Source organism: Mesorhizobium sp. M5C.F.Ca.IN.020.29.1.1, from assembly GCF_003997375.1.
Taxonomy (GTDB): domain Bacteria; phylum Pseudomonadota; class Alphaproteobacteria; order Rhizobiales; family Rhizobiaceae; genus Mesorhizobium; species Mesorhizobium wenxiniae.
On the sequence record NZ_RZSW01000166.1, the window covers coordinates 1 to 11,237 of the forward strand.

Consider the following 11,237-nt stretch of genomic DNA (forward strand, 5'->3'; position numbering starts at 1 on the left):
GGATCAGCCCGACCAGCGCGCCGATCGGCGCATATTGCAGGGCGCCTTCCTTCATTTCGGCGAAATCGACGTCGAGCATCATGACGACGAACAGGAACAGCACCATGACCGCGCCGACATAGACGACGAGCAGGATCATCGCCAGGAACTCGGCGCCGGTCAGCATGAACAGGCCCGCAGCGTTGAAGAAGGTCAGGATCAGGAACAGCACCGAATGCACGGGATTGCGCGCCGAAATGACCATGAACGCCGACGCCACCGCGACAAAGGCGAAGAGGTAGAAAAAGGCCGCCTCTAGTCCATTTAGCATGGGTTCCCCCGGGGTTCCTGTCGGACCGGCTTTCGCCCTGTCCGTTGTGTGCTTCGTTCCGCCTCCGGTGCCGAAGCCGCGTGTTCCTAGCGCATGTTCCGATCGGGTTGAAAGACCCGATCGAAAGAAACATGCGCCACTCTCTTACTTCGGTGGATGATCTTTGTCCGAAACGTCTGCAACTTTTCGGGATCATCCTCTGAACGAGGCCTCTCGCCCCGTCCATGCGTCAAATGTCAGCGATACGGCGCATCCAGCGAAATGTTGCGCGCCAGTTCGCGCTCCCAGCGGTCGCCATTGGCCAGCAGCTTGTCCTTGTCGTAATAAAGTTCCTCGCGCGTCTCGGTGGCGAATTCGAAATTCGGCCCCTCGACGATGGCGTCGACCGGGCAGGCCTCCTGGCAAAAGCCGCAATAGATGCACTTCACCATATCGATATCGTAACGCACCGTGCGGCGCGTGCCGTCGTTGCGGCGCGGGCCGGCCTCGATGGTGATGGCCTGCGCCGGGCAGATCGCCTCGCACAATTTGCAGGCGATGCAGCGTTCCTCGCCGTTCGGATAGCGGCGCAGCGCATGCTCGCCGCGGAAGCGCGGGCTGGTCGGCCCCTTCTCGTGCGGATAGTTGATCGTCTCCTTCGGCGCGAAGAACTGGCGCATCGACAGGAAGAAGGCGCTGACGAAGTCCTGCAAGAGCAGAGACTTGGCGGCTTGGGCTAGAGCGGACATCACGCAAACCCCGTGATCTTGAGGAACGCGGCGACGATCACCACCATCGCCAGCGAGATCGGCAGGAAGACCTTCCAGCCGAGCCGCATCAGCTGGTCGTAGCGGTAGCGCGGCACGAAAGCCTTCACCATGGAGATCATGAAGAACACCAGGCAGACCTTGAGCACGAACCAGATCAGACCCGGCACCCAGGTGAAAGGAGCGAAGTCGAAGGGCGGCAGCCAGCCGCCGAGGAACAGGATGGTGGCCAGCGCGCACATCAGCACGATGGCGACATACTCGCCGAGGAAGAACAGCAGGAACGGCGTCGACGAATATTCGACCATATGGCCGGCGACGAGTTCGGATTCGGCTTCGACAAGGTCAAAAGGCGGGCGGTTCGTTTCGGCCAGCGCCGAGATGAAGAAGATGACGAACATCGGGAACAGCGACAGCCAATGCCAGTCGAGGAAGGTGTTGGGCAGGCCAACCCGCGTGCCCAGCCCATCCTGCTGCGACAGCACGATGTCGGACAGGTTGAGAGAGCCGACGCAAAGCAGCACGGTGACAATGACGAAGCCGATCGAGACCTCGTAGGACACCATCTGCGCCGCCGAGCGCAGCGCGCCGAGGAACGGATATTTCGAGTTGGACGCCCAGCCGCCCATGATCACGCCATAGACCTCGAGCGAGGAGATGGCGAAGACATAGAGGATGCCGACATTGACGTTGGCGATCGCCCAGCCCTCGTTGACCGGGATCACCGCCCAGGCCGAGATCGCCAGCACTGCCGAAACCAAAGGCGCCAGCAGAAAAACGCCCTTGTTGGCGCCGGACGGAATCACCGGCTCCTTGAACACGAACTTCAGAAGGTCGGCGAAAGCCTGCAGCGTGCCCCATGGACCGACGACGTTCGGGCCGCGGCGCAGCTGCACCGCCGCCCAAATCTTGCGGTCCGCGTACAGGATGTAGGCGACGAAGATCAACAGCACGACGATCAGCACGACCGACTTCAACAGGATGAGCAGCGCCGGCAGCACGTAGAAGGAGAAGAAGGTGTCCATGCTTATTCCGCCGCCTGCCTGAAGCCGTTTTTCGCCAGCGCCGAGCATTCCGCCATCACGGCGGAAGCCCGCGCGATCGGGTTGGTCAGGTAGAAATCCTTGACCGGCGAGGTGAAGGCGCCCTTGTTCAGCCGCCCGCCGAGCTTCGCCACTTTGGCGACATCGTCAACGTTGCCGGCCGCCACCTGGTCGATGCGGGCAAGATGCGGGTATTCCGAATAGAGTTTCGCGCGAAGCTGCGGCAGCGAATCGAACGGCAGCTTCTTGCCCAGCACATCCGACAGCGCCCGCAGGATCGCCCAGTCCTCGCGCGCATCGCCCGGCGCGAAGCCGGCACGGTTGGTCTGCTGCACGCGGCCCTCGGTGTTGACGTAGGTGCCCGATTTTTCGGTATAGGCGGCGCCCGGCAGGATAACGTTGGCGCGGTGCGCGCCCTGATCGCCATGCGTGCCGATATAAACGACGAAGGCGCCGCCGGTCTTGGCCATGTCGATCTCGTCGGCGCCAAGCAGGAACAGCACGTCCATATCGCCCAGCATTCCGGCGACGTTTTTGCCGCCCTCACCCGGCACGAAGCCGACATCGAGCCCGCCGACACGCGCCGCCGCAGTGTGCATCACGGCAAACCCGTTCCAGTCGGCTCTAGCGGCATTGACGGCGGTGGCGAGCTTCGCCGCCTGGCCGAGCACGGCCGCGCCATCCGAGCGTGCCAGCGCACCCTGGCCGACGATAACAAGCGGATGCGTCGCTTTCTTCAGCATCTGGAAGAACTTGCCGTTGCCGTCGGCCAGATCCTTCAGCGATTCCGTTCCGGCGCCGAGCTGCTCATAGTCGTAGCGCATGTCGCCGACATCGCCGATAACGCCGACGGGCAGGTTGCCGACTCGCCAGCGCTTGCGGATGCGGGCGTTGAGCAAGGGCGCCTCGAAGCGCGGATTGGCGCCGATGATCAGCACCGCGTCGGCCTGCTCGATGCCCTCGATGGTCGGGTTGAAGATATAGCTTGCCCGGCCGAGCGACGGATCGAGCGCGGCACCGTCTTGGCGGCAGTCGGTGTTCTTCGAGCCGAGCGAGGCCATCAGCAGCTTCAGCGCATAGATCTCCTCGACGGCGGCGAGATCACCTGCAATGGCGCCGATCTTGTCGGGTGCAGTGCTCGACACCGCTTCCTTGATCGCGGAGAAAGCCTCGGCCCAGCTTGCCGGGGCCAGCTTGCCGTTCTTGCGGACGTATGGCCGGTCGAGGCGCTGGGTGCGCAAGCCGTCCCAGATGAAGCGGGTCTTGTCGGAAATCCACTCCTCGTTCACCGCCTCGTTGGTGCGCGGCAGGATGCGCATCACTTCGCGGCCTCTGGAATCGACGCGGATCGCCGAGCCGACAGCATCCATCACGTCGATGGATTCGGTCTTGGTCAGCTCCCACGGCCGTGCCTGGAAGGCGTAGGGTTTGGAGGTCAGCGCGCCGACCGGGCAAAGGTCGATGACGTTGCCCTGCAGTTCTGAGGTCATCGCGCTTTCTAGATAGGTGGTGATCTCGGCGTCCTCGCCGCGGCCGATCAGGCCGAGCTCGGAAATACCGGCAATTTCGGTGGTGAAGCGAACGCAGCGCGTGCAATGGATGCAGCGGTTCATGATCGTTTTGACCAGCGGCCCGATATACTTGTCTTCGACCGCCCGCTTGTTCTCGTGATAGCGCGAGGAATCGACGCCGAACGCCATCGCCTGGTCCTGCAGGTCGCACTCGCCGCCCTGATCGCAGATCGGGCAATCCAGCGGATGGTTGATCAGCAGGAATTCCATCACGCCTTCCCTGGCCTTCTTGACCATCGGCGTGTTGGTAAAAATTTCCGGCGTTTCGCCATTCGGTCCGGAGCGCAGGTCGCGCACGCCCATGGCGCAGGACGCCTGCGGCTTGGGCGGACCGCCCTTCACCTCGATCAGGCACATGCGGCAGTTGCCGGCGATCGACAGCCGCTCATGGAAGCAGAAGCGCGGCACTTCCGCGCCGGCGTCCTCGGCTGCCTGCAGCAGCGTGTAGTGGTCGGGTACAGTAATCTCTTTCCCGTCGACCTTGAGCTTTGCCATGTCGTCTCAAACCCCTGCGGACATTCCGCAATCTTTCTTTCCGGGGCGCAACCGAAACCGCGCCCGGCATTGAATTCAATGTTTGGCCGCGGCCAGCACCGCCGCCTGGCCAAGCCAGTCGTCACGCTCGATGCGGCCCTTGAACGACAGATAATCGTCGACCCAGGCGATCTCTTCCGGCGTCCATGCCGCAATCTGGCCGTAGGTCCAGATCCCCAAGCCGTTCAGCACCTCTTCCAGCTTCGGCCCGATCCCCGATATCGCCTTGAGGTCGGCCGGATTTGCCGGACGATCCATGGCCTTGGGCTGCTTGAAGTCCTCGGGCATCAACCCGGTCGGCGCGGCAGCCGCATCCACCGCGCTCCGTGTAATGCCGCTCGCCGCTATGTCATTCACGTTCCTGGCGAAGGACTGCGCATCGGCGATCAGGGTTTTCGTCGCCGCGCGCGCCTTGGTCGAGGAGCTTGTCCCTGTCCCGGAAAAGCGTTCGACTCTGGCATCGAAATCGTCGACGATCGGCTGGAAAAGCCGCTGCGAGGCCTCGGCGGCGCCCGAGAGCACGCCCATCCACACCCCAAAGGCATGATTGGCAAGCCCGAAGCCGAGCGCCGACAGCGCCGCCGCACCCGCAACAGGGTGCGCCAGGAGATTGACGGCGCTGGCCATCTCCTTCGGCATCATCCTGGTCAGGTCCTGGTTCATCTTCTCGAACGGGTCCAAATCTGGCATCAAATGATCGGGTCTCGAATTCAGCGACATAGGTGGTCTCCTGGTCGTTTCTTCCGTATGCCCCGGCCTGTTTCCTCAAATCGGGCACTTGCCCGTATCTCAAATCGGGCACTTGCCCGTATTTCAAATCGGGCACTTGCCCGCATTCCAGTCGCCCGTCTTTACAAATTTCTTGTCTATTCCGCCGCCACCATCACCGGCTCTGCGCGGTGCGCGTTGCGCGAAAACTCGTCGATGCGCCGCTCCACCTCGCCGCGGAAATGCCGCATCAGGCCTTGGATCGGCCACGCCGCCGCGTCGCCCAGCGCGCAGATCGTGTGGCCTTCGACCTGTTTGGTCACGTCGAGCAGCATATCGATCTCACGCTTCTGCGCCTCGCCGCGCACCAGCCGCTCCATCACCCGCCACATCCAGCCGGTGCCTTCGCGGCACGGCGTGCATTGGCCGCAACTCTCGTGCTTGTAGAAGTATGAAAGCCGCGCGATCGCCTTCACGATATCGGTCGATTTGTCCATGACGACGACAGCCGCCGTGCCGAGGCCCGATTTCAGGTCGCGCAGCGCATCGAAATCCATCGGCGCGTCGATGATCTGCTCCGCCGGCACCAGCGGCACAGAAGCGCCGCCCGGAATGACCGCCAGCAGATTGTCCCAGCCGCCGCGAATGCCGCCGCAATGCGTCTCGATCAGCTCGCGGAACGGGATCGACATCGCCTCTTCGACGGTGCACGGATTGTTGACGTGGCCGGAGATGCAGAACAGCTTGGTGCCGACATTGTTGGGCCGGCCGAAGGACGAGAACCAGGCAGCGCCGCGGCGCAAAATGGTCGGCGCCACCGCGATCGACTCGACATTGTTGACCGTCGTCGGGCAGCCATAGAGGCCGACATTGGCCGGAAATGGCGGCTTCAGCCGCGGCTGGCCCTTCTTGCCTTCGAGGCTTTCGAGCAGCGCCGTTTCCTCGCCACAGATATAGGCGCCGGCGCCATGGTGCATGTAGATGTCGAAGTCGTAGCCGGACGTGTTATTCTTGCCGATCAGCTTGGCCTCATAGGCCTCGTCGATGGCGCGCTGCAGCGCCTCGCGCTCGCGGATGAACTCGCCGCGCACATAGATGTAGGCGGCGACCGCGCCCATGGCGAAGCCGGCGATCAGGCAGCCCTCGACCAGCGTGTGCGGGTCGTGGCGCAATATGTCACGGTCCTTGCACGTGCCGGGTTCGGATTCGTCGGCATTGACGACGAGATAGCTCGGCCTCCCGTCGCTCTGCTTGGGCATGAACGACCATTTCAGCCCGGTCGGGAAGCCGGCGCCGCCGCGGCCGCGCAAGCCGGATGCCTTCATCTCGTTGACGATCCAGTCGCGCCCCTTGGCGATGATGCCAGGCGTGTTGTCCCAGGCGCCGCGCGCCATCGCGCCGGCCAGCGACTTGTCGAAGCGGCCGTAGATGTTGTTGAAGATGCGGTCTCTGTCCTGAAGCATTGTTCGTTCCTCAGACCGGTTTCTTGCCGGTGGGCCGATTCTTGTCCATGAGCGACGGCTTGGCCGGCTTGGCGGCTATCTTCTTGCCGCCAGCGCCCAACGGCGCATTCTTCAATTCCGGCGCCTTGAAAGCAGCCGTTGGCTCAGCCTTGGTCTTGGGACCGCTGCGCTGTTTCGAAACCTTTTCGACCTCCGGCGCGGCCTTGTTGGCGTTGGCCGCCGAATGCCGCGGTGCGGCGACGCTCGCCGCCTTCTCCGTCTCTGGTGCGACCTTCGTCGGGGAAGGCGACCTCAGCGCCGGGCTGGTTTCGGGCGCATCGGTCTTCGGCTTGCTGGCTTTCGATGGCGCGACAGGGGGAGCCGGTACCTGTGCGGCCGGAGCCGCCGGCGTTGCGACAATTGCCGTTGGCGCGGCCTCCCTGGCGGCCTTGGCGGCTGCCTTGGCTTCCCTGTCGCGGGTCGTCTTCAGGATCGCCTTTTCGCTCTTCAGCGTCGTCAGGCCGGTGATCGGCTCGGAGGTGATGCGGCCATTCTGCGGGCCCGGCGTCACCGAGGCGCCCTTGCCGGCGTCGTAAAGATCGATGATCTCGGCAAGCCGCTCCGGCGTCAGGTCCTCGAACGTGTCCTTGAAAATCATCACCATCGGCGCGTTGACGCAGGCGCCAAGGCATTCGACCTCCTCCCACGACAGCGTACCCTTGTCGTTGGTGTGGAACTGGTCGTGATGGATCTTCGAGCGGCACACGTCCATCAGCGCTTCCGAGCCGCGCAGCATGCAGGGCGTGGTGCCGCAGACCTGGATATGCGCGCGGGTGCCGACCGGATTGAGCTGGTATTGCGTGTAGAAGGTGGCGACCTCCAGCCCCCTGATGTAGGGCATGCCGAGCATGTCGGAGATCGCCTCGATCGCCGCCTTGGTCACCCAGCCTTCCTGCTCCTGCGCCAGCATCAGCAAGGGGATGATCGCCGATTGCTCGCGGCCCTTCGGGTATTTCTTGATCCATTGCTTCGCCGCTGCCGCATTCGCCCGGCTGAAGGCGAACGAGGCTGGCTGGACGCTGGCTTCTGCGAGACGGCGGACTGACATTTAGCGATCGACCTCACCAAACACGATGTCGAGGGAGCCGAGAACGGCGGTAACGTCGGCCAACATGTGGCCACGGCACAAAAAGTCCATGGCCTGCAGATGCGCGAAGCCTGGCGCGCGCAGCTTGCAGCGATAGGGTTTGTTGGTGCCGTCCGAGATCAGGTATACGCCGAACTCGCCTTTCGGCGCTTCGACCGCAGCATAGACCTCGCCCGCCGGCACGCGGTAGCCTTCGGTGTAGAGCTTGAAGTGATGGATCAGCGCTTCCATCGAACGCTTCATCGCCGCACGCTTCGGCGGCACCACCTTGCCGTCGAGATTCGACACCGGCCCCGCACCTTCCTTGCCGAGCAGCAGGTCGACGCACTGGCGCATGATCTTCGCCGACTGGCGCATCTCTTCCATGCGCACGAGATAGCGGTCGAAACAGTCGCCGTTCTTGCCGATCGGGATGTCGAAATCCATCTCCGAATAACATTCGTAGGGCTGCGACTTGCGCAGGTCCCAGGCCACACCCGAGCCGCGCACCATCACGCCGGAAAAACCCCAGGCCCAGGCATCGGCCAGCGACACCGTGCCGATATCGACATTGCGCTGCTTGAAGATGCGGTTGCCGGTCAGCAGTGCGTCAAGATCGTCGAGCGATTTCAGGAACGGGTCGATCCAGTTGCCGATATCCTCGACCAGCTTCTGCGGCAGGTCCTGGTGGACGCCGCCGGGCCGGAAATAGGCCGCATGCATGCGCGAACCGCTGGCCCGCTCATAGAATACCATGAGTTTTTCGCGCTCGACGAAGCCCCACAAGGGCGGCGTCAGCGCGCCGACATCCATCGCCTGCGTCGTCACATTGAGGATGTGCGACATGATGCGGCCGATCTCGCAATAAAGCACGCGGATCAGCTGGCCGCGCTTCGGCACTTCGATGCCGAGCAGTCGCTCGGCGGCAAGCGCGAAGGCATGCTCCTGGTTCATCGGCGCGCAATAGTCGAGCCGGTCGAGATATGGCACCGCCTGCAGATAGGTTTTGGCTTCGATCAGCTTTTCAGTGCCGCGATGCAACAGCCCGATATGCGGATCGACGCGATCGACGACTTCGCCATCAAGCTCCAGCACGAGGCGCAAAACGCCATGCGCCGCCGGATGTTGCGGACCGAAATTGATGTTGAAGTTGCGAACGGAGGTTTCAGCCATTTACTGCTTTGCCTTCTCATCCCCCGGGAGCACGTAATCCGTACCTTCCCACGGAGACAGAAAATCGAAATTGCGGAATTCCTGCTTCAATTCCACCGGCTCGTAGATGACCCGCTTGGCCTCGTCGTCGTAGCGCACCTCGACGAAACCGGTCAGCGGAAAATCCTTGCGCAGCGGATGACCCTCGAAGCCGTAATCGGTCAGAATCCGCCTGAGATCGGGATGGCCCGAAAACAGCACGCCATAGAGATCGTAGGTTTCGCGTTCGAACCAGTCGGCGCCCGGAAACACACCGGTGATAGATGGCACCACCGTCTCTTCGTCAGCCTGCACCTTGAGCCGGATGCGAACATTCTGCTTCGGCGACAGCAGATGATAGACGACGTCGAAGCGATTGGCCCGCGACGGATAATCGGCGCCGCACACATCGATGATCGAAATGAACTGGCATTTTTGATCGTCGCGCAGGAAGGTTATCACCTCGATCAGATCGTGCGGCTCGACAGAGATGGTGAGTTCGCCATAGGCAAGCACCGCCTCGCCGATCCGGCCGTTCAGCTTCTCTCCGAGATAGGTCGAGAGTTCACTCAAGGACTGGCTCATGCCGCTCACCGTTCGATCGTGCCGGTGCGGCGGATCTTCTTCTGCAGGAGAAGAATGCCGTAAAGCAGCGCTTCCGCACTCGGCGGGCAGCCGGGCACGTAGATGTCGACCGGCACGACGCGGTCGCAGCCGCGCACCACCGAATAGGAATAATGATAGTAGCCGCCGCCATTGGCGCAGGAGCCCATCGAGATGACGTAGCGCGGCTCCGGCATCTGATCGTAGACCTTGCGCAGCGCCGGCGCCATCTTGTTGGTCAGCGTGCCGGCGACGATCATGATGTCGGACTGGCGCGGAGACGCGCGAGGAGCAACACCGAACCTCTCCGAGTCATAGCGCGGCATCGAGGTGTGGATCATTTCGACCGCGCAACAGGCGAGACCAAAGGTCATGAACATCAGCGAGCCGCTGCGCGCCCAGGTGATCAGCGCCTCGGTGGAGGTGACGAGAAAACCCTTGTCGGCAAGTTCGTTGTTGATCTCGAGGAAGAATGGATCATTCGCCCCCACCGGCTTCCCGGTGCTGGGGTCGAGAATGCCCTTCGGCTTCGGCGCGACGAGCGTGCCGGAATTGTCGCTCAATCCCATTCCAGCGCTCCTTTCTTCCATTCATAGGCGAAGCCGATGGTCAGCACCGCCAAAAACACCATCATCGACCAGAAACCGAGTATGCCGATCTGGCTGAAAGACACGGCCCACGGGAACAGGAAGGCCACTTCCAGATCGAAGATGATGAACAGGATCGACACTAGGTAGAAGCGGATGTCGAACTTCATGCGGGCGTCGTCGAACGAATTGAAGCCGCACTCGTAGGCGGAAAGCTTTTCCGGATCTGGGTTGCGGAAGGCCACCAGAAAGGGGGCGGCAAGCAGCGCCAGGCCGACGACCAGCGCCACGCCGATGAACAGGACGATGGGCAGGTACGAACTCAACAATGCGTTCATGCTGCAGCTTTCCGTTGGCGGCCAATCCACTCTGATTACAGCACCGGACCCACTTGCGGAAGCGTGACAGTTTAACCACTGAACCGTTTTAGGAGGCTCTATGCTGCAACGCGGCGAGGGTTAGCGCAGCGCCTTCGGCGAAGCAAGTCAAACCTTGTTCAAAACACGGTGCCTGGACGGCATATCCGGATAAACTGGTCCGATCCGCTCCTGTTTGATTTCTTTCAACTTTTACTCCAGTTTTCTCTCCTGACATAGATGCCGCCAAAACCCTGCTAGCATGGCGCGGAATCATCGTCCAAACCTTGGGTCGAACGCCAACAGAGTGCCGTCTGCATGAAGGAAAAAATCTCGCTCGCCATGGCCCGGCGCATCGCGCTTGCCGCACAGGGGTTTGCCGATCCTCGCCCTAACAGCACGCCTGATCGCCGCCATCTGGCCCGCGTCCTTGCCCGCACCGGCCTGCTGCAGATCGATTCCGTCAGTGCGGTGGTGCGTGCTCACTATATGCCGCTCTATTCGCGGCTTGGCCCCTACCCGCTTGCGCTGCTCGACAACGCCGCCGTGACGCGCAAGCGCAAAGTCTTCGAATATTGGGCGCATGAGGCCTCCTTTCTGCCGGTCGAGACCTATCCACTGATGCGCTGGCGCATGGAGCGGGCCGAGCGCGGCGAGGAAATGTATAACGGGCTGGCCAAGTGGGGCCGCGAGCGCGCCGCCTACATTGAAGACATCTATCGCGAGGTCGTTCAACGCGGCCCGATCGCCGCTTCCGCCCTGGAAGGCCAGAAAGGCTCGGGCGGCTGGTGGGGCTGGAGCGATGCCAAGCACGCTTTCGAATGGCTGTTCTGGGCCGGCCGCATCACCACGGCGTCGCGTCGTGGCTTCGAGCGGCGCTACGATCTGCCGGAGCGCGTGCTGCCGCCTGCGATACTTGCCCTGCCAGTGCCCTCCCCTGAGGATGCGCACCGCGAATTGCTGCGCATTTCCGCCCGCGCCCACGGGGTCGCGACGGCGGGCGACCTGCGCGATTATTTC

The 11,237-nt window shown here is 62.5% G+C and carries 12 protein-coding genes; 1 reads left to right on the forward strand and 11 read right to left on the reverse strand.

Translation table 11 applies throughout. The features are described 5' to 3' along the window. From EOA85_RS15280 to EOA85_RS15330, 11 genes are all read right to left on the reverse strand, one after another. The coding region (locus tag EOA85_RS15280) for an NADH-quinone oxidoreductase subunit J (protein ID WP_127210071.1) at positions 1 to 310 on the reverse strand (310 nt) is incomplete at its 3' end. A 236-nt stretch (positions 311 to 546) separates the two neighbouring features. Next, positions 547 to 1,038 (reverse strand): NADH-quinone oxidoreductase subunit NuoI, encoded by a 492-nt coding sequence (gene nuoI / locus EOA85_RS15285; RefSeq protein WP_023798861.1) that lies wholly within the window; start codon positions 1,036 to 1,038, stop codon positions 547 to 549. Further along, positions 1,038 to 2,081, reverse strand: coding sequence for an NADH-quinone oxidoreductase subunit NuoH (gene nuoH, locus EOA85_RS15290; RefSeq protein WP_023798860.1), 1,044 nt, complete (start codon positions 2,079 to 2,081; stop codon positions 1,038 to 1,040). The genes nuoI and nuoH overlap by 1 nt, the downstream gene beginning before the upstream one ends. Before the next feature lie 2 nt (positions 2,082 to 2,083). Continuing rightward, positions 2,084 to 4,165: an NADH-quinone oxidoreductase subunit NuoG gene (gene nuoG, locus EOA85_RS15295; protein ID WP_127210073.1), complete on the reverse strand. Its 2,082-nt coding sequence runs from the start codon at positions 4,163 to 4,165 to the stop codon at positions 2,084 to 2,086. Between the two features lie 75 nt (positions 4,166 to 4,240). Next, on the reverse strand, positions 4,241 to 4,924 hold the full coding sequence (locus EOA85_RS15300; protein WP_127210075.1) for an NADH-ubiquinone dehydrogenase: 684 nt from the start codon (positions 4,922 to 4,924) through the stop codon (positions 4,241 to 4,243). Positions 4,925 to 5,070: 146 nt separating this feature from the next. Continuing rightward, positions 5,071 to 6,375: an NADH-quinone oxidoreductase subunit NuoF gene (gene nuoF, locus EOA85_RS15305; protein ID WP_127210077.1), complete on the reverse strand. Its 1,305-nt coding sequence runs from the start codon at positions 6,373 to 6,375 to the stop codon at positions 5,071 to 5,073. 10 nt (positions 6,376 to 6,385) lie between these two features. Next, complete coding sequence (gene nuoE / locus EOA85_RS15310) at positions 6,386 to 7,462, reverse strand: NADH-quinone oxidoreductase subunit NuoE (RefSeq protein ID WP_245485780.1); 1,077 nt, start codon at positions 7,460 to 7,462, stop codon at positions 6,386 to 6,388. Next, the gene (locus tag EOA85_RS15315) at positions 7,463 to 8,653 is read right to left on the reverse strand and encodes an NADH-quinone oxidoreductase subunit D (protein ID WP_127210079.1); all 1,191 of its coding nucleotides are present in this window, start codon (positions 8,651 to 8,653) and stop codon (positions 7,463 to 7,465) included. Next, positions 8,654 to 9,256, reverse strand: coding sequence for an NADH-quinone oxidoreductase subunit C (locus EOA85_RS15320; protein WP_127210081.1), 603 nt, complete (start codon positions 9,254 to 9,256; stop codon positions 8,654 to 8,656). A gap of 5 nt (positions 9,257 to 9,261) precedes the next feature. Then, complete coding sequence (locus tag EOA85_RS15325; protein ID WP_027156092.1) at positions 9,262 to 9,843, reverse strand: NADH-quinone oxidoreductase subunit B; 582 nt, start codon at positions 9,841 to 9,843, stop codon at positions 9,262 to 9,264. Next, positions 9,834 to 10,199 carry an NADH-quinone oxidoreductase subunit A gene (locus EOA85_RS15330; RefSeq protein ID WP_127210083.1) on the reverse strand — a complete coding sequence of 122 codons (366 nt, stop codon included), beginning with the start codon at positions 10,197 to 10,199 and terminating at the stop codon, positions 9,834 to 9,836. Before EOA85_RS15330 ends, EOA85_RS15325 begins: the two co-directional genes overlap by 10 nt. Positions 10,200 to 10,535: 336 nt before the next feature. On the opposite strand from EOA85_RS15330, the gene EOA85_RS15335 reads away from it, so the two are divergent. After that, positions 10,536 to 11,237: crosslink repair DNA glycosylase YcaQ family protein (locus EOA85_RS15335; RefSeq protein WP_164759674.1), on the forward strand; the 702-nt coding region annotated here is incomplete at its 3' end.

What these genes read in the sequence shown, in the direction of transcription:
- nuoE (WP_245485780.1), bottom strand. Translation starts at nt 7,462, where the DNA reads ATGTCAGTCCGCCGTCTCGCAGAAGCCAGCGTCCAGCCAGCCTCGTTC.
- EOA85_RS15325 (WP_027156092.1), bottom strand. Translation starts at nt 9,843, where the DNA reads ATGGGATTGAGCGACAATTCCGGCACGCTCGTCGCGCCGAAGCCGAAG.
- EOA85_RS15315 (WP_127210079.1), bottom strand. Translation starts at nt 8,653, where the DNA reads ATGGCTGAAACCTCCGTTCGCAACTTCAACATCAATTTCGGTCCGCAA.
- EOA85_RS15330 (WP_127210083.1), bottom strand. Translation starts at nt 10,199, where the DNA reads ATGAACGCATTGTTGAGTTCGTACCTGCCCATCGTCCTGTTCATCGGC.
- nuoI (WP_023798861.1), bottom strand. Translation starts at nt 1,038, where the DNA reads ATGTCCGCTCTAGCCCAAGCCGCCAAGTCTCTGCTCTTGCAGGACTTC.
- EOA85_RS15300 (WP_127210075.1), bottom strand. Translation starts at nt 4,924, where the DNA reads ATGTCGCTGAATTCGAGACCCGATCATTTGATGCCAGATTTGGACCCG.
- nuoG (WP_127210073.1), bottom strand. Translation starts at nt 4,165, where the DNA reads ATGGCAAAGCTCAAGGTCGACGGGAAAGAGATTACTGTACCCGACCAC.
- EOA85_RS15320 (WP_127210081.1), bottom strand. Translation starts at nt 9,256, where the DNA reads ATGAGCCAGTCCTTGAGTGAACTCTCGACCTATCTCGGAGAGAAGCTG.
- nuoF (WP_127210077.1), bottom strand. Translation starts at nt 6,375, where the DNA reads ATGCTTCAGGACAGAGACCGCATCTTCAACAACATCTACGGCCGCTTC.
- nuoH (WP_023798860.1), bottom strand. Translation starts at nt 2,081, where the DNA reads ATGGACACCTTCTTCTCCTTCTACGTGCTGCCGGCGCTGCTCATCCTG.